Genomic DNA, 26,179 nt, shown 5'->3' on the forward strand with positions numbered 1-26,179 from the left:
GGGGCATACTGCAAGGGGTTGATCGGTGCGAAGAGGAGGTTGCGGTGGCGGCAGCTGCGGATGGTGCGCGGTCGACGCGCGGGCAGCGGGGGCGGCCTTCGACCGGAGTACGGGAATCGGTTGTGGTTGCGGCGCAGGAGATTCTGGTGGAGGCGGGGGTGGCTCGGCTGTCCACGAAAGAGGTTGCGAAGCGAGCGGGGGTGGCCGAGTCGAGCATCTTCTATCACTTCGGGGATCGAATGGGGTTGTTGCAGGCGGTGATTCAGCGGCATCTGCGGCCGGTGAAGGATGTGCTCGGGGAGGTCGAGGAGCGGCCGGGGTTGCGGGCGGGACTGGTGGCGCTTGTCGAGGCGTTGGAGGGGTTCTTCATGGACACCATTCCGGTTATGGCCGCGGTGCAGTCGGATGTGGAATTGCGCGCGAAGTATGCCGAGCGCAGCCGGGAGTTGGATATCGGGCCGCACCGTGCGGTCGACGCTGTCGTCGCGCACCTGTCGATGCGCCGCGCCGACCAGCGCGTACCCACCTCGGTGGATCTGCGAGCCGCCGCTCTGCTCTTGGTCGGCGCGGCGCATCAACGAGCGCTGCAGCGTCATCTGAGCCCACCCGACGTGGTCGCGGCATTGCCCACAACCGAATCCATTGTCGACACGGTCATGCCAATCCTTGGCTGAGACCGCCGAGTACATCGCGTCAGCGAGCGGTGGAAGTCGACCTTTCCATCTCGCCCGCACACGCCCGACCAGGGACGCCCGAACCGAACCCGTCGTCGACACGACCATGCCGATCTTCCACCGACGGAAGCGCGTGGCACTACGGAGGACCTATTCGGCGGCAGCCGCAATGGCGAAAGGAAGCGTTATCAGGCGGGCAGCAGCCGACCGATGACCTCGGCGAGCTGTTTCACATTGCGGCATTCGTGCATGGTGACGTGTTCGGCGAATACATGAGCGGCCGAATCGCCGGTGGACCAGGAGCGGGCGGGTTCGGGATTGAGCCAGTAAGCGTGTTTGGCTCGATCCGACATTGTTTGCAGGGCGGGGAGATTCGGATCGGTGCGGTTGGTGCGGGCGTCGCCGAGGATCAACAGCGAGGTGCGGGGACCCAAGGCGTCGAGGTAGCTGTCGACGAAGCCTTGGAAGGCCTCGCCGTAGTTGCTGCTGCCGAAGCGAGCGACGTTGGCGTCACGGACTATTCGGGCGGTGGCGCCCGGAGCGGGAGGTTCGCCCGGGGTGAAGAAGCCGGTGATTTCGTCGCAGGTGTCGATGAAACCGAAGCTGCGGACCTTGCTGAATTGGTCTTGCAGTGCCTGAACGAGTTGCAGGGTGAATTCGGCAAAACCTGTTACGGAGCCGGATAAGTCGGCCAGCACGACGAGGTCGGGGCGGCCGTGTCTACGGGCGCGCAGGACCGGGTCTATCGGCACTCCCCCGGTTGCCATGGAGCGGCGCAGGGTTCGACGCATATCGATCTGACCGCGAACCGCTTTGCGGCGGCGGGCGGCGAGGCGAGTGGCGAGTTTGCGGGCCAAAGGGTTTACCAGGCGGCGCATTTCGGCGAGGTCTTCGGTGCGGGCACCGAGGAAGTCGACCCGGTCGGCACTCGACTCGACACCGCGGCGAGCGATGTATTCGGTACCACGGAGTTGGGCGGAGCGCAGCCGCGCCTCGGTTTGGACGGCGGTGCGGAATTCGCGGATGCGTCGGTCGGCTTCGATGGTGCGGACGGTGGTGTCGAGGTCGGGGCTCATGCCCTCGATGATGCGATCGATAAGTTCTGCTGGCCGTAGAGATTTCATGGTCAGATAGGAGGACCAGCCCGCACCCGATGCGGTGGTGACCGGGCGGGAGGGCGCGCCGGCACCGACTCCTCCGTAGCCGCCCAATGTGGTGAGTGCCCGCCGGGCGATTTCGGTGACGGCGGCAGAGTCGTCTCGAGCGAGTGCGTCCACCAAGCTGTCGCGCAGGTCGTCGATGGATTCGGCGACCGACGGGATTGCCGGTTGCTCGGCGGTCAGGAAGTAGAGATCGAAAAGCTGATCGAAGACGGCGCGCTGGCCGTTGCGGCGCAGTAGGCAGGCGGCCATGCCGGAGCGCAGGCGGTTCCGGTCGGATAAGCCGAGCGCGAGCATCGCTTGGGCAGCGTCGATGGTTTCGCTCGGACCAGCGGAGATTCCGTGCTCGCGCAACAATCCGACGAAATCGACCAGGCGGTCCGTCATCGTGTCGGCGGGCTGCTCTGGACCGTTCCGCTCGGGTGACGTCACCGCTCGACCGCACCCGACAGCCGCAACCATTGCGGTGTTCCGCACTCATCGTGGGCACCCATGAACCGTGCGTAATCCGAGAAGCTTTCCAGAAGTTGATATACGACCGCACGTCCGGTCCCGTGCTTCCCTGAAACACCCGCCGACCTCAAACCAATGGCCCCATCAGCCCCATCAGCAATTCGAACCGGCTCGCCCACTCGTTGCCGGATTCCGTCTTCGTGGCGGAGTCCCTCACAAAGCGCGATTTCTGAGAAGTGGTGTGGCAGTTGGCCGGCGTATGACTGCTCCGTACATCGTATGAACCTCCGATGGGAGGTGAGCCGGATCGGCGCGGTCATGATGGTCTGCGTTCGTGCGGATCGGCTGCGGGAAGCTCGAGGCGATCGATGGCTATGCGATGGTCGGCTTGATATTTGAGAAGTACACCGAGGGTGGATCGGACGAGTGTGCCGGTGAGATTGCGGGCGCCGAGGGCTACGAGAGTTCTTGCCCAGTCGACGGTTTCGGCGACCGACGGAGGCTTGCGGAGGGAGATCTGCCGGAGGGCGGCGACGGTTCGTACTACGGGCTCGCCAAGGGTCTCGTCGAGCTCGGGGACCTTCATTCGGACGATCGCACGCTCCAAATCCGCTGTCGGATAGTCGATGTGGAGGTAGAGGCACCGACGCTTCAAGGCTTCGGAGAGATCGCGATTGGCGTTCGAGGTGACGATGACGACGGGCTTGCGGACGGCGGTGACGGTGCCGAGTTCGGGGATGCTGACCTGATAGTCGCCGAGCACCTCGAGGAGAAGTCCTTCGAGTTCGATATCGGCCTTGTCGAGTTCGTCGATGAGCAGCACGGTCGGATGCGGATTCCGGATCGCGGCCAACAGCGGACGTTGCAGGAGGAATTCTTCCGTGAAGACGTGGTCGCGGGTGCTGTCCCAGCTCTCGTTGTCGGTGGCGGTAATGCGCAGCAATTGCTTGGCGTGATTCCACTCATAGAGCGCGCGGGCTTCGTCGATGCCCTCGTAGCACTGCAGGCGCACGAGGTCGGCGGTGGTGGCGGTGGCGATCGCCTTGGCCAGCTCGGTCTTGCCGACGCCCGCCGGCCCCTCGATCAGCAGAGGCTTGCCCAGGTGGTCGGCAAGGAACACCGCAGTGGCGATGTCCGTGGAGGGCAGGTATCCGGCGTCGGTGAGCCGCCGCGTCACCTCGTCGACCGAGCCAAAGAACTTACTCATCGGTAACAGTCTAGAACCAGCGGCTTCCCGCTCCACCCGGAGGCCGACGCCCGCCGCCTAAGGGACTCGTCATACCAAAGGATGAATCTTACTGAAATCGTGCTCGCACCATTGCCAATCGAGCGGGCGGGGCCGAGGGTAGACGTGCAAATTCGTTGCGTCGCCGGATATCCCCTGCATCCGGCGAGCGACGACGGCGTCCGCGTGGACGCCCTGCTTGCAGATAGAAAGGATCCACGGTGTTCTCGAGAACGATTCCGCGCCGAACCCTGACCCGGGTGGCCATCGCCGGTGCCCTCGCCGCAGCCCCATTCACGGCGCTGGCCATTCCCGCCTCGGCCGACCCGACCACCAGCGAACCCGGCGTGACCGAGGTGAGGCACCCGCACAACAACGACTGGGATTGCGACCATCCCGACTTCTTCGACGACTGGGACCACTCCCCTGGCCGCTGGGATGACTGCGATCTCCCTGGCCGCTGGAACGACCCGTGGCGATTCCCCCGCCACCTGTTCCCCCGCGGCGCATTCGGCAGCAGCTGATCGAGAGACAACGGCCCGACACCGCGTGGTGCCGGGCCGTTGTCATATCGCCTCGGAGACTTCCCCTACTCCGGTCCTGTCCAGACTCATACTTTCGACTGAAATTGCATTGAATCCGGCCAACCCCAACAACCTGAACAGACCGAACAACAGCTAGCCCGTGCCGCGGTGGTCCGGCCGCAGCAGGTCCGGGCCACCGCACGGTGGATCCGCACACCAGGGCGATCCGTCCTCATCAAGGCCGACCACCGCGACGGAAAGCCGGACATCCGGCCCCGCCACAACGTGTCACGGCATCGGCACTCGGAAATGGTTGGGTTCGGCATCCGCGGGAATATCGCTGGCCTGCGTGAACCCCTCCACCTCGGCACGCAATTCGATGAGATGCCGCGCGTGCGCGTCGAGCGCCTGATCCTCCGCGGAAACCGGACCCCATCGGCGCACCGGGCGCGCCTTGCCGTTCTCGTCGACCGCGACGACGACCGCGAGGCCGTGGGCCGCGAGCGCAGGCTCGTCGGAATGCGCATCCGTCGACGTCACATGCACGCTGACATGCATACTGCGCGGCCCGGTGTGAATCAATCGCGCACTCACCTCGACAATATGGCCGATGACAATCGGGCGGTAAAATCGGATCCCGCCGAAGTACGACGTGATCACATGCTGCCCAACCCAATCGGCACCACAGATATACGCCGCCTCATCGATCCATTGCATGGTGCGGCCGCCGTGTACCTTGCCACCCCAGTTGATATCCGAAGGCGCGGCCAGAAATCGGAGCGTGGCAGTAGGTGCGGTACCCGCCGCGGTGTACTGCTGCACGGCCATCGCCTCCTCGATTCGCTTGCGAACCGAAATCCGTGCCCGCGCTTGCCGATGCCGCTCGAGTTCCAGAATCGACGTCGGATTCCATTGCGGAACTTCGACGGTCCGCCGATTGTCGTCGATCGCAACGAAAATCGTCAGACATTGGGCCGTCTGTACCGGCTTGCGTCGCGTGGGATCGGTGGAATAGACGCTGACCAGGATGTGCATACTGGTGCGCCCCGTATGCACGAGATTCGCATGCAATTCAACCAATTCGCCGACCGCGATCGGCCGGTCGAGATGAATATTTCCGACGTAGGCGGTGACGCAGTAACAACCACTCCACTGGGCCGCCGCCGCATAGGCGACCTTGTCGATCCATTCGAGTAGCTTTCCGCCGTCGACCGAACCCGCGATGCCCGCATCGGCAGGTTTGACGAGAAAGCGGTGGATGGCCTCGGCACGTCGACCGGCCGATGCCGGGCTCGGTACGGAAGCGGGGACAAGTGTGGTGGATGAGGTGCTCACGACTCGCGATCTGTTCGGCAGGCAATGGTTCCGACTGCGTTGTCCCCGAAGACGATAGGCAACCGCGCCGCTACGGGCGAGTAGTCAGACCGATGCGGCGGTCAGCGGGCGTATCCGGCGGATCGAGAGGAGATATGGTCACATTTGGATCGGGGTTTGGTGTTGACGAGGGTGATATCGCCGCCGTAATGGGCCAGGACACGACGGTCCATGACCGCGCGCCAGATCGGCGGGATGATGGCCAGCAGGATCATGCTGGCATAGCCGGCAGGTAGCTGTGGCGCCTGCTCGGAGCTGCGCAGAGTCTGGTAGCGGCGGCCCGGATTCGCGTGGTGGTCGCTGTGGCGTTGTAGATGGAATAGGAATACGTTCGTGACCAGATGGTCACTGTTCCAGCTGTCACGCGGGGAGCAGCGCACGTAGTGGCCATTGCGACCACGCGGGCGAAGCAGTCCGTAGTGCTCGACGTAGTTCACCGTCTCGAGCAGCCACGCGCCGATCAGCGCCTGCAATGCCAGAAACGGAATCACCATGGGCCCGAAGATGAGGATCAGCGTGCCGAACAGAGCGACACTCATCGACCAGGCCTGCAGCAGATGATTGTCCAGGCTGAACCAGCGCTTTCCCTTGCGGGACAGCCGTTCACGCTCCAAGGCGACGGCCGAGCGGAAGCCGCCGAACACAGTGCGCGGCAAGAACGCCCACAGCGATTCGCCGAATCGGGCACTTGCCGGATCTTCCGGCGTCGCGACGCGTACGTGATGGCCGCGGTTGTGCTCGACGAAGAAATGCCCGTATCCGGATTGCGCCAGTGCGATTTTCGCCAGCCAGCGCTCGAGGTGCTCGACTCGATGGCCGAGTTCGTGGGCGGCGTTGATTCCGATTCCCGACGCGAACCCGAGCGTCACGGCCAAACCCAGTTTGTCGGATATGCTCAGCGCGGGTCTGGACCAGAGATATCCCGCGATGAGCAGGCCGATGAACTGCAGCGGCAGGAAAAGGTAAGTGCACCACCGGTAGTAGCGATCGTTGGACAAGGCCTCGTAATCCTCGTCGCGCGGATTGCTCCCGTCATTTCCTATCGCGCAGTCCAGCAGCGGGATCACCACGAGCACAACGATCGGACCGATCCACCAGAACATCTCCAGGCCCGTACGGGCCACCAGTTGTGATGGAGCTACCGCGCAAATCGGAACGATCAACCCCAGTATCCACAGATACCGCTTGGGGTCGCGTCTCTCCGTGTTCTCGAAGATCGACATATGCGCCTCGGGCCTCCAACAGAACAACACCGATAGAGCGTGCGGTCGCCGAAATCCTTTGCGGTAGAACTGTCGCTCCAGAATAGCTGGGTCTGTGCTGTCTGCTGGCGATCTGTCGAAATCGCTTTCTGACCTGGCGGCTTCAGCCGAGGTGCATCGTCGCCGTGCCCGTGTGTGCCGCGGTCGGAAGTCGAACACGGTACTCGATAAGCATGCCCGGCGGCGGATTTCGGTCCTGGAACCGACCCGCCGCCGGGCATTTGCGTACCGCAAATCCCAGCGCTACGGCAACGCCGCGCAGTTGGATGGGGCGGGCATGCCCGCGAGCCGATCGGTCAACCATTCCTGGGAGGCCACCAGTGCCGGGAAGAAGGCGATCACGTGGGTGCCCACGAGTCCGGATGCGGGGGGAATTTCGGTGTTCGCGTCCAACTGAACGGGCACTCCGCTACCACACCAACCGGCGGCCACATCGCGCACCGGCATAAACGGCGCTCCCTGGTCGTTCATCGCCGAGGCGGCAAGTACCGGAACGGCCGGGGCGCGGGTGCCGATACGCTGCTCGGCGAATGCCGCCCGCAATGCCGGGGACCGATCGATTACGGCGGTGAGCGGTTCTCCGCTGGTGGTCCACTCGGACGTGCGCCCATGCTCCTGGGCAAGTCCGGTCGGGACCGCGCATTTGCCCTGGGATTCGTTCAGGATCGCCTTGCCGATGTCGTTGAGTTCGGCGTCCAACTCCGGGCGAGTTTCCGGGTAGTCGGCGGCAATGCCGTTGAGTATCCAGGCGAACGACGGTGCGAAATCGGCACGGCCGTCGTTGTATCCGATGAAGTATTCGTCGTCCACCACCGGCCCACCGACGTAGGCGCCGCGCACATTCAGATCGGGGGCGTAGCTCGATTGCAGTTCGGCCGCACCGGCGGAGGCCATACCTCCCTGCGAATACCCATAGAGGATGACCGGCGTGCCGGGGTTGAGACCCGAGCCGGGCAACTGCAGGGCGGCGCGCGCGGAGTCCAGTACCGCGTAGGCTTGCGACTTCCGGTTGAGATAGTCGTGCACGTCGGGCGTGCCGAGGCCGTGATAGTCGGTCACCACTACCGCCACACCGCGATTGAGCAGCGAACGGATTGCCACCAGGTCGTACTCGAAGATTACGTCCATCGGCGGCTGGGCCTGGACGATCTGCGACATCAGCTTCGAGGGCGCGCATTGATCGCCCTGTCCCTTGGTACCGCCCGCGTACGCGATCAGTGGTCGCTCGCCAGGGCCGGTCCACGGCATGGTCGGCTGCAGATACGTGCCAACCACCGCCGTAGGCGCATCGTGGGTATCGCTGCTGACGTACATGAGGCGTGTCGCCGCCGCGGGGACGATTCCCGGCTGTCCAGGCGCCGACATTGCCACCGCCGCCGGTTCGGCGCGAACGATGGTGCCCCGCCCGTCTGGCAGCGATGGCGGCGGAAGGTAGAAATCAGCCTCCGCGACCGACTGCTCCCCCGGTTGCGTCCATGCGTGTGGAGCGGTGGCCGTCCCGCCGCCGACAACGATGAGGGTTCCCGTCAAAGCTGCGGCCAATCCAAATATTCGGCTGCGCACGATTTCGATCCTTCCTGCGATTTTGGGGGTACCCATGGCATCTAGAATCGGATAGTGAGGGTATCGCCAGGACTGGCGGTTTTTCGCAAATCCCGACGAGAAACGCCGATTGGCGACGGCCTTGAATCCCACAAACACCGAGATCCATTTCGGCGTCGGTGTGGGACTCCGTGATTGCGATCTCCGGTCGAGGCTGATATCGCTCAGGTACGCGGCAGCGGCAAATGCGCTGCCGGCCCGCCGAAACAACAGTGGCCCACCCCGACGAATCGGGATGGGCCACTGTGGGAATTCGCGCGTATTACGCGGTTTCGGTGATCGGCCGGTCGACCCAGCTCATCAGGCCACGCAACTTGGCGCCGGTGACCTCGATCGGGTGCTCGGCGTTGGCCTTGCGCAGCGCCTCGAGCTCCTTGTTGCCACCCTCGACATTCGCGACCAGGCGCTTGACGAAGCTGCCGTCCTGGATGTCACGCAGGATGTCCTGCATGCGCTTCTTGGTATCGGCGTCGATGACCCGCGGACCCGACAGGTAACCACCGAATTCGGCGGTGTCGGAGACCGAGTAGTTCATGCGGGCGATGCCGCCCTCGTACATCAGGTCGACGATGAGCTTGAGCTCGTGCAGCACCTCGAAGTACGCCATCTCCGGTGCGTAACCCGCCTCGACCATGACCTCGAAGCCGGTCTTGACCAGCTCTTCGGTACCACCGCAGAGCACGGCCTGCTCACCGAAGAGGTCGGTCTCGGTCTCTTCCTTGAAGGTGGTCTTGATGACACCGGCGCGAGTGCCGCCGATGCCCTTGGCATACGACAGCGCCAGCGCCTGGCCCTCACCCTTCGGGTCCTGCTCGACCGCGATCAGCGCCGGAACGCCCTTGCCGTCGACGAACTGGCGACGCACCAGGTGGCCCGGCCCCTTCGGCGCGACCATGCCGATGGTCACATTCGCCGGAGGCTTGATCAGCCCGAAGTGGATGTTGAGGCCGTGACCGAAGAACAGCGCGTCGCCGTCCTTCAGGTTGGGCTCGATGTCGTTGGTGAAGATCGATGCCTGGGCGGTGTCGGGGGCCAGCAGCATGATCACGTCGGCCCACGCGGAAACCTCCGCCGGGGTGCCGACGGTCAGGCCCGCCTCTTCGGCCTTCGGCCGCGACTTAGACCCCTCGGCGAGGCCGACGCGGACCTCGACGCCGGAGTCGCGCAGGCTCAGCGAGTGCGCATGTCCCTGGCTGCCGTAGCCGATGACAGCGACCTTGCGGCCCTGGATGATCGACAGGTCGGCGTCGTCGTCGTAGAACATCTCGACTGCCACTGGTTGGTTCCCTTCTAGTTCTTCTTCTGAGGCTTGAAAGTTGTTCGGTCAGCGCGTAGCGGTGATGGATTTCGGCCCACGGCCCACCGCGACCACACCGGACTGCACGATCTCCCGGATGCCATACGGCTCCAGCATCCGCAGCAGCGCGTCGAGCTTGGACCGGGTACCGGTCGCCTCGACGGTGAGCGCGTCCGGCGAGACGTCGATCACCTTCGCCCGGAAGAGCGTAACCGCCTCGATGACCTGGGTTCGCACGCTGGCGTCCGCACGCACCTTCACCAGGATCAGTTCGCGGGCGACCGAGGTATCGGCGTCCTGCTCCACGATCTTGATGACATTGACCAGCTTGTTGAGCTGTTTGGTGACCTGCTCGAGCGGCAGGTCCTCCACCGTGACGACGATGGTCATCCGCGAGATCTCCGGGATCTCGGTGCCACCGACCGCCAGTGATTCGATGTTGAAGCCGCGGCGGGAGAACAGCGCCGCGACCCGTGCCAGCACGCCCGGCTTGTCCTCGACAAGCACGCTGAGGGTGTGCGTCGTACTCATGCCTCCACCTCGCTGGCGCTCGGTTCCGGCACGAGCACGCTCGTAGCTGTGTTGATTGTTCGCTCGCTGCGCTCACTCATGCGTCGGTCCCCTTGTTCTTCTCGTGCGACATCGCCTCGTGGATGACGGCGGGCTCGGCAGCCTGCTCGTCCTCGTCGAACAGCGGACGGATGCCGCGCGCGGCCATGATCTCGTCATTGCTGGTGCCCGCGGCGACCATCGGCCACACCTGGGCGTCCTTGCCGACGATGAAGTCGATCACCACGGGACGGTCGTTGATCGACTGCGCCTCGCGGATGGCGGCCTCGACGTCCTCCTCGCGCTCGACCCGGATGCCGTGGCAGCCGAGGGCTTCGGCGAGTTTGACGAAATCGGGAATGCGCAGGGTGTGCGTACCCAGATCGGTGTTGGAGTAGCGCTCCTCGTAGAACAGGGTCTGCCACTGGCGGACCATGCCGAGGTTGCCGTTGTTGATCAGCGCGACCTTGATCGGCACGCCCTCGACGGCGCAGGTGGCCAACTCTTGGTTGGTCATCTGGAAGCAGCCGTCACCATCGACCGCCCACACCTCTTTATCAGGCGCGCCCATCTTGGCGCCCATGGCCGCCGGAACGGCGTAGCCCATGGTGCCGAGACCACCGGAATTCAGCCAGGTGCGCGGCTTTTCGTACTTGATGAACTGCGCGGCCCACATCTGGTGCTGGCCGACGCCCGCACAGTAGATGGCGTCTGGTCCGGCCAGGCGGCCCAGAGCATCGATGACGAATTCCGGCGACAGCGAACCGTCGCTGGGCGTCGTCCAGCCGAGCGGGTAGCTCTTGCGGATGCCGTCGAGGTACTGCCACCAGTCGGTGAGGTCCAGCTTCGGCGCGCCAGCAGGGTCGGCCTTCAGCGTTTCGATGAGTTCGGCGATCACCTCGCGGCAGTCACCGACGATCGGGACATCGGCGTGCCGGTTCTTGCCGATCTCGGCCGGGTCGATATCGGCGTGGATCACCTTGGCGTCGGGCGCGAAGGAGTCCAGCTGACCGGTGACACGGTCGTCGAAACGCGCGCCGAGGGTGATCAGCAGATCGGATTTCTGCAGCGCGGCGACGGCCCCGACGGTGCCGTGCATACCGGGCATACCCATGTTCAGCCGGTGGCTGTCCGGGAACGCGCCCCGAGCCATCAGGGTGGTGACCACCGGAATGCCGGTCAGCTCGGCCAGTTCCAGCAGCTTCGGCGCGGCGTCGGCCTTGATCACACCACCGCCGACATAGAGCACCGGCTGCTTGGACTCGAGGATCATCCGCGCGGCCTCGCGTACCTGCTTACCGTGTGGTTTGGTCACCGGACGGTAGCCGGGCAGCCGCATCTCCGGCGGCCAGCTGAAGGTGGTCTGTGCCTGCAGCACATCCTTCGGGATATCGACGAGCACCGCGCCCGGACGGCCGGACGAGGCCAGGTAGAAGGCCTCTGCGATCATGCGCGGGATATCGATGCCATCAGTGATGAGGAAGTTGTGCTTGGTGATCGGCATGGTGATGCCGGAGATATCGGCTTCCTGGAACGCGTCGGTGCCGATCAGTCCGCGCCCGACCTGGCCGGTGATCGCGACGATCGGAACCGAGTCCATCTGCGCGTCGGCGATCGGGGTGACCAGGTTGGTCGCGCCGGGGCCGGAGGTGGCCATGCACACGCCGACCTTGCCGGTGGCCTGCGCATAACCGGTGGCCGCGTGGCCCGCGCCCTGTTCGTGCCGGACGAGGACGTGACGGACCTTGGTGGAATCGAAGAGCGGATCGTAGACCGGGAGAATCGCGCCGCCGGGAATGCCGAATACCGTGTCGACGCCGAGCTCCTCGAGGGAGCGGACGACGGACTGCGCGCCGGTGACCCGCTCTGGCGGGACCTGGCGGCGGTTCGCCGCGGTCGTCGGACCGCCAGCGGGCGCGGCCTGCTGATTCGCCGAAGGCGCCGGCCTGCGGGCCGCGGGCCCTGGCCGTGCGGTTGGTGCACTCACCGTCTTCGTTCCTAACTGTTCGTACTAGACCCCGGACAACTGTGCTTGCACGTGGTGGCTTGCGAAGCGGCCACGTGCCAGGACTTTTGTCCCGAACACAAAAAAGCCCCCGACAGCGCATGGCTGTTCGAGGGTGGCGCGTCGCAACGCGAGCTGACGTATTCGACTCAGGTAGTCAGGCTCAACGCTGGACGCGCCGGCCGATTACGAGCAACTCGTTTCGATTCACGCGCATGACGGTATGTGTGCGCGAGCCGATCAGTCAAACAGGTCTCATTATGTGAGACCGAGCGGGTGCTCGAGTCCGTTCACCATGATGCGAGGATGGTGGTGTGTCATCACCGCATCAGTCCGTGCCACCGGCTAAATCGTCCCACACGCCCGCAGCGGGATCGGAGACGGGTAGTTCACCGGAACCGACCGAGCCGAAGCAGACGGTGCAGGTCATCCGCATTACGCAGATGGCCTACCTCGGTGTGGTCGTACTGCTGTTCTGTGTTTTCTTCGCCTTCGTCGGCTGGCCGATCGGGCTGTGGTGGCTACTGCTGCTCCCGGTCGCGGCGGCGGTGTGGATCGAACGCACGCGCACCACGGTGTCCGAGGACGGGCTGGATCTGCGCACGGTTTTCGGTTCGCGGCATCTCGACTGGGCACAGGTCGCCGGTGTCAGCATCCCCAAGCGCGGGTTCGTGCGCGCGCATCTCAGCGACGACACCGATGTGAAGCTGCCCGCGGTGAGCTATGACCGCTTGCGTGATCTGATCCGCGCGTCGAACGGTCGGATTCCCGATCTGTTCGCGGCGGAGGCGGCGGCGCGGGAGGCGCAGGAGACCGAGGGGCGCGAGGTCGAGACCGTGCCGGCCGACGCCGAGGATGGCAAGGCTGAGACGAAAACGGCCAACGCCGAGGGCAGCAAGGCCGAGACGAAGAAGGCCGAGACCGACGGGCACGGGGCCGAAACAGCGACCGACGCATCTGCCGCCGAGACCGACGGGCGCGAGGCCAGGACCAAGACGGCCGACACCATCGCGGGCGAAGCCGAGACAGCGACCGACACTGCGGCATCCGCCGAGAACAAGGCGCGCGACTCCGATTCGTAGCGATTTACCGGTGGCGGGGATATGGACCGACGCCGGTAGGCTCGCCGACGGATGCGCGATCTGGTGACCGCGCCGGTCGGACAATCCCCGCCCGCACGCACCAGACCTGTGGATACCGACGGTGCCGGAACCGACACGATGACACCGTCCGCGCCGACGACCACCCTCGCGGCGACATCATCCCGCCCCGCAGACAGATGGCGATCAGCACGATCGACCGCCACGAAAACCCGCCCGCGCGCGGGAGTAACGTGAACGGTCGTTGAATTTGCTCACCGAGCAAACTCCGCGCAGTCGCACATCAGCCCCCGCGACCTCCCGAGGATCCACATGCCACCGCTTCGTTCACGCACCACCACCATCGGCCGCAATGCCGCGGGCGCGCGCGCACTCTGGCGCGCCACCGGTATGACCGACACCGACTTCGGTAAGCCGATCGTCGCCATCGCGAACTCCTACACGCAGTTCGTACCGGGCCACGTGCATCTGAAGAATGTCGGTGAGATCGTCGCGGATGCGGTGCGCGCGGCGGGTGGTGTACCGCGGGAATTCCACACCATCGCAGTCGACGACGGCATCGCGATGGGCCACGGCGGCATGCTGTACTCGCTGCCCTCGCGCGAAATCATTGCCGATTCGGTCGAATACATGGTGAACGCGCACACCGCCGACGCGCTGGTGTGCATCTCCAACTGCGACAAGATCACGCCCGGCATGCTCAATGCCGCTATGCGCCTGAACATCCCGGCCGTTTTCGTCTCCGGTGGGCCGATGGAGGCCGGTAAGGCCGTGGTCGTCGGCGGTGTCGCACAGGCGCCCACCGATCTGATCACCGCGATCGCAGCCAGCGCCAATATGAACGTCAGCGAGGACGGCCTGTCCGAGGTCGAACGCAGCGCATGTCCGACCTGCGGCTCCTGCTCGGGCATGTTCACCGCGAATTCGATGAACTGCCTCACCGAGGCGCTCGGACTCGCACTGCCCGGCAACGGATCCACGCTGGCCACCCATGCCGCCCGGCACGCGCTGTTCGAGAAGGCCGGCACGGTGATCGTCGATATCGCCAATCGCTGGTACCGCGAGGACGATGCCTCGGTGCTGCCGCGGAATGTGGCCGATGCCAAGGCCTTCCGCAACGCGATGGCGCTGGATGTCGCGATGGGCGGTTCGACCAATACGGTGCTGCACACTCTGGCCGCCGCGCAGGAGGGTGAGATCGACTTCGATCTGCAGACCATCGACGAGATTTCTCGCAAAGTGCCGTGCCTGTCGAAGGTCTCCCCCAACTCCGATTACCACATGGAGGATGTGCACCGCGCCGGTGGCATCCCGGCGATCCTCGGCGAACTGCGCCGCGCGGGACTGTTGGAGACCGACGTCACCACGGTGCATGCCGAGAGTTTCGACGAATGGCTCGACACCTGGGATATCCGCTCCGGCAAGGCCTCCGAGGAGGCGCTGGAGCTGTTCCACGCCGCGCCCGGCGGCGTGCGCACCACCGAACCCTTCTCCACGAACAACCGCTGGTCCGCGCTCGATACCGATGCCGAGGGCGGCTGCATCCGCGATAAGGCGCACGCCTACACCGTCGAGGGCGGCCTGGTTGTCCTGCGCGGCAATATCGCCCCCGACGGCGCGATCCTGAAGACCGCGGGCATCGATGAGGAGCTGTTCTCCTTCCAGGGCCCGGCCGTCGTGGTCGAATCCCAGGAGGCGGCGGTCTCGGCGATCCTCGGCAAGAAGATCAAACCGGGCGATGTGATCGTGGTCCGCTACGAGGGCCCCAAGGGCGGGCCCGGCATGCAGGAAATGCTGCACCCCACCGCATTTCTGAAGGGTGCCGGACTCGGCAAGGTGTGCGCGCTGATCACCGACGGCCGCTTCTCCGGCGGCACCTCCGGTCTGTCGATCGGTCACATGTCGCCCGAGGCCGCGTCGGGCGGTGCCGTCGGACTCATCGAAGACGGCGATCAGATCCGCATCGACGTCCGAACCCGAGCACTCGAGGTGCTGGTCGACGACGGGATCCTGGCCGAGCGCCGCGCGAAAATGGATGCGTCCGAACGGCCTTGGCAGCCGATCGACCGCGTCCGCCCGGTCACCACGGCCCTGCGCGCCTACGCGGCACTGGCCACTTCTGCCGACAAGGGTGCGGTTCGCCAAGTGCCCTAGTCCCGGGAGGAATACCAGCGACGTCCCTCCTGACCATAGGAGGGACGTCGTCTCCTTGCTATCCCAACAACATCGCTGGGCCGACTCGACAATCGCCGCGATATCTACCTTGCCGTACCGGTGTCGGTATGACGATGCCCGTGGGCAGATGTGGCGTCCTGTGTGTCCCGATGAACGTCGCCCGAAGAAACGAACGGCACCCTTCTATGCCGAAGAGCGCCGTTGCGCGTGGACAGGTTTAGTCGAAGGGGCCGATGCCGGTCAGTGGGTTGCCGCCGTGCAGCCAGTACCAGGTGCCGATTGCGGCGGCGATGGCCAGGATGAGGACGACGAAGGAACCGTAGGCAGGGCGGGTGGCCCAGCCGCGGTTACGGTCGAAGGACAGGCGGCCTGGGCCGGTCAGCAGCAGCACGACGGCGGTACCCGCGAGGATCGACTCCAGTTCCACGCCGCTCTTCACCGAGGACTTGTACTGGAAGCCGGGAACCATACCCTGCTTCCACAGCCACGCGTCGATGATCACCGCGAGTACCGCACCCGCGGCGAGCGGAGTTGCCAGGCCGAGCACCAGCAGGCCGCCACCACCGACTTCACCGGCGATGACCAGGATGGTCGAGAGGGTCGCATGGTCCCAGCCGCCCGATGCCATCATGTCGCGGGTGCCGTCCAACCCCGGTCCGTGGAACCAGCCGGTGAGCTTCTGCAGGCCGTGGTAGATGAAGGTGCCGCCGACGACGAGGCGCAGCACGAACAGGCCGAGATCGAGGGTGCCGCGGCGGTTGTCGCCATTGCGGCGGCGCAGGGGGCGGCTCGGCTCACCACCGGATGGGTTCGCGGCGGGCGGAATGCTGGCGTAGGCGTAGGACGCGGCTTCGTTCGCCCTGGTCTGTTCGCCGACCGAGGGGATCTCCGGATCGAGGCCGAGTTCCTCCTCGGTGCGCGGCACGTCCTTGGTCAAATCAGGACTGAGCGATGGGATATCGGAGGGCAATCTGGGCAGTACGCCGGTGGGTGAATCGTAGGGACTGGTCACGCCACGACCGGTGGACGACACCGCCGACTGCTCATCCGTGGGCAATGCCGCGCCCGCGGTTCTGGGCGCGGATGTGTCTTTCGGCTCTTCGGTCACGGTCGATACCCTATGCGCCAGCGCGGCGGCGTGCGCGGTCTCCAGGCGACGGCGTGTCCGTTTATCGACCCGGAGCGGCACATCGGCAGCGGTTTCCGTAACGTCTGAACCATGAGTTTGGTTGTCGCGGGGCGCATCGCCCTGAGCTTGGCGCTCGGCACCGTTCTGCTGGTCGGCTGCGCTCGGTTCGACGATTCCGCCTCCAGCCCGTTCACACCCGAACCGACCTTCAACCCCGCCGAACCCAAATCGCCGCAGCAGAACCCCTCGCAGCGCCCCCGGCCGACCGGTCCGTGCATCGATCCGGATCCGAATGTGGTTACGACCTGCCTGGATTCCACCGCGGGCATCATCTCGCTCGGCGAGGACGCGCTGGTCGCCGAGCGGCGTACCGGACGCATCTACAAGACGGTCGCGGTTGATCCGAGCGATCCGCAGTCGCCGCCGATACTGGTGGGTCAGATGGATGTGGACGGCTCCGGTGACGGCGGCATCTCCGATATCGCCCTCTCGCCGACGTACCGCGAGGACGGACTCATCTACGCATACATCACCACCGGATCCGATAACCGGGTGGTGCGCATCGCGGAGAACGGCCCGCCGAAGCCCATTCTGACCGGAATTCCGAAGGGGTCCGTCGGCAATCACGGTGCGCTGGAATTCATCTCACCGACCGAGCTGTTGGTGCTGACCGGTGATGCGGGCAATCCCGGTTTGGCCAGTGCGCCGTCGTCGCTGGCGGGCAAGGTGTTGCGGATCAATTCGCCTGCGCCGGGAGCCAATGCGGAGGTCGTGGTGTCGGGCCTCGGCACGGCGGGCGATCTGTGCGACGACGGCAAGGACAGCGTTTGGATCACCGACCGCACCCCGACCGAGGATCGGCTGCAGCGCCTGGGCCGGGACGGGACCGTCACCACCGCCTGGACCTGGCCGGATCGGCCCGGCGCCGGTGGCTGTGCGGCCGGACCCGATGTGGTGGCGATCGCGATGTCGGGGGCGAAGGCGCTGGCAATCGCGAATCCGGATGCGAACACCCACGCGATCACCGCCGCACCGACGTTCACCGTGCAGGATAAATACGGCAGGCTCGGCGGTGCGGCGGCCGGTGCCGACGGCACCATCTGGGCGACCACCGTCAACAATGACGATAATCACGGCCCCTTCGACGATCGGGTGATCAAGATCCCGCCGCCGTCACAGGGCACCGGACCGGACTAAAAAACGCACTGGACCGGTCCCGAGGGATCGGTCCAGTGTCGTCGGTGGAAGCCGAAACTAGACGCAAGCCTCGAGCACGAGCTCACGCACGCGGGCGGCATCGGCCTGGCCGCGCGTCGCCTTCATGACATCACCGACGATCTTGCCCGCGGCCTGCACCTTGCCCGAACGGATCTTCTCGGCGATATCGGGATTGGCCGCCAGCGCCTTCTGCACCTCCGCCTGCAGCGCGGTCTCATCGCTGACCATGCCGAGGCCCTTGGTCTCGACGATCTTCGCCGGATCGCCCGCACCGGCCAGCACGAAGTCGACGACCTGCTTGGCGACCTTGTTGTTCACCGTCTTCGACTCGACGAGCTTGATCACCTCCGCCACCTGGGCGGGCGTGATCGGCAGCTCCTCCAGCGAAACCTCGCGCTCCTTGGCCTTTTCGGTGAGGTAGGCGACCCACCACGAACGGGCCTCATTGGCCGGAGCGCCCGCATCGACGGTCGCGATGATGAGATCCAATGCACCCGCGTTCACCAGGTCGCGCATGACCTCGTCGGACAGACCCCACTCGGACTGGATGCGAGCGCGGCGCAGCCACGGGTACTCCGGAATGGTGCCGCGCAGCTGCTCGACCAAATCCGCAGCGGGCGCGACGGGTTCCAGGTCCGGCTCGGGGAAGTAGCGGTAGTCCTCGGCGGTCTCCTTGCGGCGACCGGGCGAGGTGGTGCCGTCGCCCTCGTGAAAGTGCCTGGTCTCCTGCACGATCGAACCGCCTTCGGTGAGAATGGCGGCTTGGCGGCGCATTTCGAAGCGGACCGCGACCTCGACGCTCTTGAGCGAGTTGACGTTCTTGGTCTCGGTGCGGGTGCCGAACTCCGTTGCGCCGATGGGCATCAGCGAAACGTTGGCATCGCAGCGCAGCGAGCCCTGCTCCATTTTGACGTCGGAGACCTGCAGCGACTTCAGGACCTCACGCAGCGCGGTCACGTACGCACGCGCGACCTCCGGCGCCCGCTCCCCCGCGCCGGTAATCGGTTTGGTGACGATCTCGATGAGCGGCACGCCGGCCCGGTTGTAGTCCAGCAGCGAGTGGCTCGCGCCGTGGATGCGGCCGGTGGAGCCGCCGATGTGGGTGGACTTGCCGGTGTCCTCTTCCATATGCGCGCGCTCGATCTCGACCCGGAAGGTGTTGCCGTCGTCGAGTACCACGTCGAGGTGGCCGTTGGTTGCGATCGGCTCGTCGTACTGGCTGATCTGGTAGTTCTTCGGCTGGTCCGGGTAGAAGTAGTTCTTGCGCGCGAACCGGCCCCATGGGGTGATCGCGCAATTCAGGGCCAGCCCGATCCGGATCGCCGACGCCACGGCCTGCTCGTTCACCACCGGCAGCGAGCCCGGCAGTCCGAGGCACACCGGGCACACTTGGGTGTTCGGCTCCGCGCCGAATTCGGTCGGGCAACCGCAGAACATCTTGGTTGCCGTGTTCAGCTCGACGTGAACCTCCATACCGAGCACCGGCTCGAACCGGTCGATGACATCGGCATAGTCCATCAAGTCGACGGTGGGTGCACTCATAGCGATCAGTCTATTGACCCGACCGCCGCCCCCGCCAAGTGGTCAGCGGCCGCCCCGTAGGAGCTCGCGTCCACATCGCCTGGCGACTACTGAGGAGCGGTCCCCTAGCCAGCGCGAACCAGGCAGCAGGTGCGAGGTGCTCGCCAGATGCGTGGCAGCGCTCCCATTGTGGACGGCGTCGGCGGGCGCGGACGGAACTCACCGACAGCCTGGTGCAGACGAGCAGCGCCTCTCATCCCACCGCCGTGGCGGTGAGATTTCGCACTCGGGCCGGAAGCTAATGGGGTTGTGTGTGTTGGGTCAGCCAGGTGGTGGTGTAGGTGAGGACGTCGGGGGCGATGGTGGTTTCGATAGCGGTGTACTCGCTGGGGAGGCCGGAGTTGGCGGGTTGCATGAGGTGGTTGAGGTCGGGGAAGACGTGGACGGTGGCGTCCGGATCGGCCGCCAGCCGATCGCGCATCGGTTGTTCGTTCTGAACGGCCAGGACCTGCATGTCCTTGGTGCCGAAGAAGGCGAGGACCGGGATGCGCAGGGCGGACAGCGCGGGCGCCGGATCGTAGGTGATGAAGGACGCCATGTAGGTGGTGTGGTAGGCGTCGAGGACTTCCGCGGAGGCCCGCTGGTTCGGCGGGAGGGATTCGTTGTGCCGGTAGGCGAGGTCTTTGGCGGCGGCCAGGTCACCGGAGCGGACCAGGTTGGTCCAGTCGGTGATGTAGGCGACCTGATCATCGATTCGGGACCGCGGTGCGCCGGCCGCGCTGAGCAGTGCGCGGTTCTGTTCGATCAGCACCTCCCAGCCAGGTACCGAGGGACCGGCCATCAGGATCGCGAACGCGACACCGCTGTCGGGGCGCGATGCGACCATCGGCGCGAGGTAGCCACCCTCGCTGTGGCCGAACAGCCCGACGCGAGCCGGGTCGATATCCGGACGGGCACGCAGGAAGCGCACGCCGGCCGCCGCGTCATCGGCGAGATTGTTGTAGGTGGCGTCGTCGAGTTTGCCGCCGCTGCCGCCGACACCGCGGTCATCGGTGCGCAGTACGGCATAGCCCGCACGCGTGAAGGTATCGGCCAGCAGCAGGAAAGGCTTGTGGCCCATGAGTTCTTCGTTGCGGTCCTGCGGGCCGCTGCCGGAGATCAGCAGAATTGCCGGGAAGGGGCCGGTGCCCTCGGGCCGGGTCAGCGTGCCCGCGATGGTGATATCGCCGTTGCGGTAGCTGACGTCTTCGGCACGGTACGGGTATGGCGGTTTCGGCTCCTGCGGACGCGCGGGCGGCTCGATCTTGCCCGGCTCCAGCGTCAACGGCAGACTCCGGCCCGCCTGGCGGAACTCACCGACTATCCGGTTGGCGCCCTTGTCGAATTTGCCATCGAACACCGGATCACCCGGAGTATTCGGAATCGCGAACGCCACCCGATCCGGTTCGGCGGAAACATCTTTCAACTCGGCACCACTGACCCCCTGCATCGGAATGTCGATGGTGGCGTGACCGTTACCGGCGAAACTCACCCCCACCGCCAACGGCGACCCCGGCACCTCGATGGCCCCATGCCAATCCCCCGTCACCGACCGGGCCCCACCCTCATCCGATGACGAACACCCCACCACCGACGCAACGACCACAACCAAAACCGAGACGACCCATCGCCCAGCATGCATCCCCCAACCCTACCCACCCACCCGAACACACCGACCGCACCAGCAGTCCGCTCTCCCCTGCAGCCGGGCACCCTCGCAACCGCCCCTCTCGCAGCCAGGCAGCCCTTCTGATAGCCGGGCACCCCTTGCAGAGGGTGCCCGGCTATCAGAAGGGGTGTGCCCGGTTCCAGACCAGCCTCGCAACGGACCCGCAGCGCAGCAGTGGGCGCGGCACCATCGCCTAGGCGCCGCGGGCGTACCGGACTGCTGCGGCGATGGCGTCCATGTCGAGTTCTAGGGTGGGGTCGTCTTCTTGTGCCTCTTGGAGTTCCAGCATGGCGTCGGACACGGTGCCGCGGCGGGCGATGGCGAGAAGTTCGCGGCGGACGTAGGCGCCGATGGGGAGTTCGGCGGCACGGGCGCGCCGGCCGAACATGCCGAGGGCGTCGGCGGGCAGATCGTAGACCTGGATGAGGGTTACGGCGTCGGAGTCGAACTGCGGGGTCAGATCACGGCCTTGGGATTCCAGGAATTCCACGATCGTGTCCACGGAAGTTCGCCGGTGCGCCATCGCGATCAGTTCCTGACGGACCTGAGCTTCGATCGATATGCCCGCGACGCGAGCACGGCGGCGGAATACGGCGACGGCATCGGTGGGCAGGTCGGATACCTGGAGTTGAGCCACGACGACCAGAGTAGCTGTGCGGCAAGGAATTCGGCAGGTCTCGATTGTGCAACAAACCGCCGGAATCAGCCGAAAAATGCCTCGGCTTCGCGATAGCGGTCGATCGGCACCCGCTTGAGCTGCTTGGTGGCCTCGGACAACGGAACCAGATCGATGGAAGTGCCGTGCAGAGCAACCATTTGGCCGAATTGCCCGGCATGCACGGCCTCAGCGGCGTGCAGGCCGAAGCGGGTGGCCAGCACCCGGTCGTACGGTGTCGGGCTGCCGCCGCGCTGGACGTGGCCGAGCACAGTCGTGCGGACTTCCTTACCGAGTCGACGTTCGATTTCCGTACCCAACTGTTGGGCGACGCCGGTGAATCGTTCATGGCCGAATTCGTCTATCCCACCCGCACGCAACGAGAATCCGGAATCCGCGGCCGGGTGCGCGCCTTCGGCGACGACGCAGATGAAGTGTTTGTCACCGCGCTGGAAGCGGCGCTTGATCATCGTGCACACCTCGTCGACGTCGAAGGGCTCTTCCGGCACCAAGGTCAGATGCGCGCCCGCGGCCATTCCCGAATTCACCGCGATCCAACCAGCATGACGCCCCATCACCTCCACCAGCATCACCCGTTGATGCGATTCGGCCGTGGTATGCAGGCGGTCGATCGCCTCGGAAGCAATCGACAAGGCGGTGTCGTGGCCGAAAGTGACGTCGGTGCAATCGATGTCGTTGTCGATGGTCTTCGGGACCCCGACCACCGGCACGCCTTCGTCGGACAACCAGCTTGCGGCGGTGAGGGTGCCTTCACCGCCGATCGGGATCAACGCTTCGATGCCGTTGTCGTCGAGGGTGGCTCTGATCCGATTGAGTCCGGCACGCAGGACATCGGCATTGGTGCGGGCGGTACCGAGCATGGTTCCCCCCTTGGTGAGCAGGCGGTCCGTGCGATCGTCGTTGAGGATCGGAATCTTCCGGTCCTCCAAGAGTCCGCGCCAGCCATCGAGAAACCCGACGATCGCGTCGCCGTAGCGTCCGTTAGCGGTGCGAACGATAGCGCGGATGACCGCATTCAGTCCTGGACAGTCGCCGCCTCCGGTCAAGACTCCGATGCGCATGGCGCATATCTTGCCCCGCTTCATACGATCGTGCTGCGTCGACCCCATGAACCCTGGGTTACAGCTACGGCTCAGTACACATATACGATGGCGTTCTCCCCGCCGCTGCAGATGACGAATCGGTCGGCAGCGGTGCAATTCATCGTGTAATCGCGATCGTTGACGGGGCTGTGCGCCATCACTGATCGATCGGTGATCGTGCCGTCGCCAGCATCGGCGTACGCCTTGCGCACCTCCTCGGCGAATGCGCAACTGGTGACGTTGGTGCCTATCGCGGACGAGGTGAAACGCCCGAGCGCCGGATGCAGCTGGGCACACGGTTTCGCACCGGCGGGCAGGTGCACGGGCATCGTTGTAGTGGTCGGATGGCCGGAGTGGTCGCCGAATCCGTTACGCAGCTGCCATCCGACAATGCCCCCGATCGCCAGCACCGCGAGCACCACACCGATCCAGACGACGCGGGCCGTGGTCCTGCGACCTCCACCCGGTACGTCGGGATTCTCGGATGCCGCCGTTACCCGGTCAAGTGTCGCTCAGGTCGCCTAGGGATGCTTACGATCGACGCCGGACGCCAGACGAAGGGCAAACTCCTCGATCAGCGCCAGGCCGAGTCTTGCCGCGCCGGTGGAAATTTCGCCGAAGCTCATCTTGCTGCCGTCTTCACGGGCGACCGCAGCGGCAACCTCCGCGGATTCCAGCTGACAGGCGAACAGTTGTAGGTTCATGCGGTCACTGGATGCTATCTTCTCCGCGATCCGCACCGCTTCCTGCGCCGCGTCCGGAAAACCGAACTGCCGCATGGCGTACGACTTCACCAGGTTGGCCTCGATAATCCACGGCCGCTGCCCGACCTGTCGCACTACATCCACTGCGGATTCGAGCCTCGCCAGGTCTGCCGGATCGCGACGGCCGGCTGCCATCGAAAGCCGTACCGACAAAAGATCCGCCAGCGCATTGGCCAGGGGGCCGGGACCACGGTCGAAACCCGCCGCTACCGCCTGTGCTTTCGACGTGGTGTCGCCGATGGTCACGCACATCTCCGCTATCTCCGGCTCCAGATCGCGTAGATCGGCGCGAAACTCCGACAACCTTCGCACCGTGATCAACGCATCGCCCGCGCGATACAGCGCGATGTAAAACGTCAGGCGCTCAGCGTATTCTGAGCAATCGTCGGCCGTAGCCGGCGAGAGAATTTCGCTGCGCCGCAGGGCATCTATACATTCCGCATAGCGCCCGGAGTGCAACAGAGAATTCGAATACGATACATGGGCGGACAGCGACTCCAGCTTCGGAAGGCCTGGCAGACCAGCGGTCTCCACTGCTTCCTCCGCATGCAGGCAGGACTGATCGACACTTCCGATTACCAACTCGAGTTGCGATAGGTGACGCAGCATGTTCGCCAGCCCCTTGTGATCGCTTTCGTTACGAGCAATCTCGACCGCCCGCCGCAGCGGCAGTACTGCCTCGGCCGTATTTCCCATCATCCGAAGATCCAATGATTGGTCACCGAGGATCTGAGCACATTCCCGACGGGTCAGTTCCGGCTCGCCACCTTCGAGGATGTAGGTCAGCACCGAGTAATTCGATGCTGCGGCACCAAGTGTGTCGCGGAGGTAGTGGTTATCACGCGCCAGCCGGGTCAAATACAAGTCCCGGTAGGCCGAGACGTTGTCACCGGCGCGCGTGCCATGCCAGATGGCCGAGATTATCGGCGAACAATCGTCCAAGGTGCGCGGTAGTTCGACGGCCTTGGAGGTCAGCATGTTACGCAGTCGACGATGCCCCTCTTGGCAGGCGGCCGCGGCAACCATGCGGAAGTGCTGCTGGAAATGTTCACGAACCAGCGGATGCGCATCGATGGTCTCATCGATCGAATCTGTGTGGATCAAACCGGCATTGCGCAATGTCGCCAGGCTGTAGGCGAACTCGGCGCGCGACATCTTCGCGACCAAATCGTTCAGCATCGGCACTACCGGAACTCCCCGCAATGCGGCGAACTCCTCGTAGGTGGCTTCCCGATTGAACAGGCTGATCAAATGCAGCACTTGCAGTTCCGGACGATCGGAGAACCAGGAAACATACTGATCCATGATCGCCGAGGTGTTGCCACCATCGCTGGCGACGACATCCGCCAGTCCGGACTCTCGCCACAGTCGGGCGTTCCCGTCGAATACGGTTCGCAGGTAGCCCCCTAGCAGACGCAACGACAGCGGGTGATCGCGAACCTCCTGCGCGAGGCTGTTCAACTCCGCCGAACCCCCGACAACTCCGCGTTCGCGCAGGATCTCGATACTCTCCGAACGCGAAAGCTCAGGAATCGGCAGCACTCGACAGGTCTTGCCGATATATGAATCTATGTCGATAACGGGCAGTCGACTCGTGACGACCAGCATGCCCGCGTTCAGTGCCGCGAGTTCGCGTACGAACATCTGCATCACACGTTCTCGGAAGGTCCCCTCCAGCGGACCCGGCGGATTCTGCAGTCGCTCCAAACCATCCAGGATCAACAGCGCCCGGCTACGCTGTAGCCTCGTGGTCACCTCTCGGCAGCGCTCCCAGGTGGTCGAGAATTCCGCCCCGGTCACGCCCAAGAAGCGGATCAAGGTGTCGAAGAACTGGTCCGAGGTCGCCCACTGTTCGCCGTCGGACTGGCCGTCGAAACTCCAGGCGAAGACGTAATCCGCATCGTGGTACCGATATCTTGCCATCTCGGCGAGCCAATTCGCGATCAGCGTCGTTTTCCCCATGCCGCCCCACCCCGTGACGGCGACGATATTGTCCTGACCGGATAGCCAGGATCGAGTGAGAGATTCGGTCTCGATGCCCCTTCCCACCATATTCGCCGAGGACGCCGATAGTCGCCACACGTCCACCCGCGGTCCCGTCGAATCAGGCGTTTGGACCTTCCGCCCATGTGCCCCGGGAAATGCGGGCGGCGGCTTCTGCAGCGGCGCCAACGCACGCAGGATCTCTTCGCGGGCGAGTTCCTCGGACATCTCGGATATCTCGAGTCGGACAATCGACGACCAGAGACCGGTGGGCCGTACATCGTCGACGGAGATCGGGATCAACTTTCGCTTTCGACCGGTGGGGTCCTGAGCAAATGCTGCCGCCCATTCTGCCGCGCCGAACCGCGAGGCCAGAAAATTCTGTGACAGTATGACGATCGTGTGGTCGCATTCGGCCGCGGCCTCTTGCATGCGTAGCACGAAATTGTCCCCGGGCAAGAAGTCCGCGGCCTGGACCGTTACTCGATGACCCGCGGTGCGTAGAACATCTGCAACCCATTCGGCCCACACGGAATCCGCTGCGGTATAGCTGATAAAACAACTCACCATTCGGTCGCCGCCCTTTTCAACGAGCGCACGACCGCAGGATGTGCTGCACGGGTGGCGTTGCACCGAGATCGAAGGACGATGCCGGATGATTTTTCGTTACGCCGAGAACAATTCAATGCACACCCGCT

At 64.9% G+C, this 26,179-nt stretch carries 20 protein-coding genes and 1 pseudogene; 5 read left to right on the forward strand and 16 right to left on the reverse strand.

The genetic code is table 11. The features are described from left to right. The first annotated feature begins 44 nt into the window (after positions 1–44). Positions 45–674, forward strand: coding sequence for a TetR/AcrR family transcriptional regulator (locus AB0L58_RS21310; protein WP_364389133.1), 630 nt, complete (start codon positions 45–47; stop codon positions 672–674). A gap of 188 nt (positions 675–862) precedes the next feature. On the opposite strand, the gene AB0L58_RS21315 is transcribed toward AB0L58_RS21310, so the two are convergent. Then, complete coding sequence (locus AB0L58_RS21315) at positions 863–2,266, reverse strand: VWA domain-containing protein (RefSeq protein ID WP_364389134.1); 1,404 nt, start codon at positions 2,264–2,266, stop codon at positions 863–865. Between the two features lie 337 nt (positions 2,267–2,603). Then, the gene (locus tag AB0L58_RS21320; protein WP_364389135.1) at positions 2,604–3,494 is read right to left on the reverse strand and encodes a MoxR family ATPase; all 891 of its coding nucleotides are present in this window, start codon (positions 3,492–3,494) and stop codon (positions 2,604–2,606) included. Between the two features lie 239 nt (positions 3,495–3,733). Between AB0L58_RS21320 and AB0L58_RS21325 the strand changes: the two genes are divergently transcribed. Continuing rightward, positions 3,734–4,036, forward strand: a complete 303-nt coding sequence (locus AB0L58_RS21325) for a hypothetical protein (RefSeq protein WP_364389136.1) — start codon at positions 3,734–3,736, stop codon at positions 4,034–4,036. 288 nt (positions 4,037–4,324) lie between these two features. On the opposite strand, the gene AB0L58_RS21330 is transcribed toward AB0L58_RS21325, so the two are convergent. From AB0L58_RS21330 to AB0L58_RS21355, 6 genes are all read right to left on the reverse strand, one after another. After that, positions 4,325–5,371: a hotdog domain-containing protein gene (locus AB0L58_RS21330; RefSeq protein ID WP_364389137.1), complete on the reverse strand. Its 1,047-nt coding sequence runs from the start codon at positions 5,369–5,371 to the stop codon at positions 4,325–4,327. A 101-nt stretch (positions 5,372–5,472) separates the two neighbouring features. Continuing rightward, complete coding sequence (locus tag AB0L58_RS21335) at positions 5,473–6,633, reverse strand: alkane 1-monooxygenase (RefSeq protein WP_364389138.1); 1,161 nt, start codon at positions 6,631–6,633, stop codon at positions 5,473–5,475. 282 nt (positions 6,634–6,915) lie between these two features. Further along, entirely contained in the window at positions 6,916–8,235 is a 1,320-nt protein-coding gene (locus tag AB0L58_RS21340) for a lipase family protein (protein WP_364389139.1), read from the reverse strand. Positions 8,236–8,536: 301 nt separating this feature from the next. Further along, a complete protein-coding gene (gene ilvC / locus AB0L58_RS21345) occupies positions 8,537–9,538 on the reverse strand; it encodes a ketol-acid reductoisomerase (protein WP_364389251.1) in 1,002 nt (333 codons plus the stop codon). A 60-nt stretch (positions 9,539–9,598) separates the two neighbouring features. Continuing rightward, positions 9,599–10,102, reverse strand: a complete 504-nt coding sequence (ilvN, locus tag AB0L58_RS21350) for an acetolactate synthase small subunit (RefSeq protein ID WP_040693551.1) — start codon at positions 10,100–10,102, stop codon at positions 9,599–9,601. A 76-nt stretch (positions 10,103–10,178) separates the two neighbouring features. After that, on the reverse strand, positions 10,179–12,107 hold the full coding sequence (locus AB0L58_RS21355; RefSeq protein ID WP_364389140.1) for an acetolactate synthase large subunit: 1,929 nt from the start codon (positions 12,105–12,107) through the stop codon (positions 10,179–10,181). Between the two features lie 332 nt (positions 12,108–12,439). Between AB0L58_RS21355 and AB0L58_RS21360 the strand changes: the two genes are divergently transcribed. Together AB0L58_RS21360 and ilvD are read left to right on the forward strand one after the other, a co-directional pair. After that, the gene (locus tag AB0L58_RS21360) at positions 12,440–13,207 is read left to right on the forward strand and encodes a PH domain-containing protein (protein WP_364389141.1); all 768 of its coding nucleotides are present in this window, start codon (positions 12,440–12,442) and stop codon (positions 13,205–13,207) included. Positions 13,208–13,537: 330 nt separating this feature from the next. Continuing rightward, positions 13,538–15,379 (forward strand): dihydroxy-acid dehydratase, encoded by a 1,842-nt coding sequence (gene ilvD / locus AB0L58_RS21365; protein ID WP_364389142.1) that lies wholly within the window; start codon positions 13,538–13,540, stop codon positions 15,377–15,379. A gap of 238 nt (positions 15,380–15,617) precedes the next feature. Here ilvD and AB0L58_RS21370 read toward each other — a convergent pair whose 3' ends face one another. Beyond that, complete coding sequence (locus AB0L58_RS21370) at positions 15,618–16,508, reverse strand: DoxX family protein (RefSeq protein ID WP_364389143.1); 891 nt, start codon at positions 16,506–16,508, stop codon at positions 15,618–15,620. A 111-nt stretch (positions 16,509–16,619) separates the two neighbouring features. Between AB0L58_RS21370 and AB0L58_RS21375 the strand changes: the two genes are divergently transcribed. Beyond that, entirely contained in the window at positions 16,620–17,726 is a 1,107-nt protein-coding gene (locus tag AB0L58_RS21375; protein ID WP_364389144.1) for a PQQ-dependent sugar dehydrogenase, read from the forward strand. 57 nt (positions 17,727–17,783) lie between these two features. On the opposite strand, the gene gatB is transcribed toward AB0L58_RS21375, so the two are convergent. The 7 genes and pseudogenes from gatB to AB0L58_RS21410 form a co-directional block, all read right to left on the reverse strand. After that, a complete protein-coding gene (gatB, locus tag AB0L58_RS21380; RefSeq protein WP_364389145.1) occupies positions 17,784–19,289 on the reverse strand; it encodes an Asp-tRNA(Asn)/Glu-tRNA(Gln) amidotransferase subunit GatB in 1,506 nt (501 codons plus the stop codon). Between the two features lie 277 nt (positions 19,290–19,566). Further along, positions 19,567–20,856, reverse strand: a complete 1,290-nt coding sequence (locus AB0L58_RS21385) for an alpha/beta fold hydrolase (protein ID WP_364389146.1) — start codon at positions 20,854–20,856, stop codon at positions 19,567–19,569. 313 nt (positions 20,857–21,169) lie between these two features. Further along, on the reverse strand, positions 21,170–21,613 hold the full coding sequence (locus AB0L58_RS21390) for a hypothetical protein (protein ID WP_364389147.1): 444 nt from the start codon (positions 21,611–21,613) through the stop codon (positions 21,170–21,172). Between the two features lie 65 nt (positions 21,614–21,678). After that, complete coding sequence (locus AB0L58_RS21395) at positions 21,679–22,713, reverse strand: ATP-dependent 6-phosphofructokinase (protein ID WP_364389148.1); 1,035 nt, start codon at positions 22,711–22,713, stop codon at positions 21,679–21,681. A 71-nt stretch (positions 22,714–22,784) separates the two neighbouring features. After that, on the reverse strand, positions 22,785–23,144 hold the full coding sequence (locus AB0L58_RS21400) for a hypothetical protein (RefSeq protein WP_364389150.1): 360 nt from the start codon (positions 23,142–23,144) through the stop codon (positions 22,785–22,787). 111 nt (positions 23,145–23,255) lie between these two features. Beyond that, a complete protein-coding gene (locus AB0L58_RS21405) occupies positions 23,256–25,709 on the reverse strand; it encodes an NACHT domain-containing protein (protein ID WP_364389253.1) in 2,454 nt (817 codons plus the stop codon). Beyond that, positions 25,710–26,051, reverse strand: a pseudogene (locus AB0L58_RS21410) (toll/interleukin-1 receptor domain-containing protein); the annotation flags it as partial. It abuts the gene before it with no gap. Between the last annotated feature and the right edge of the window lie 128 nt (positions 26,052–26,179).

This window comes from Nocardia sp. NPDC052112 (assembly GCF_040680135.1).
GTDB lineage: Bacteria > Actinomycetota > Actinomycetes > Mycobacteriales > Mycobacteriaceae > Nocardia.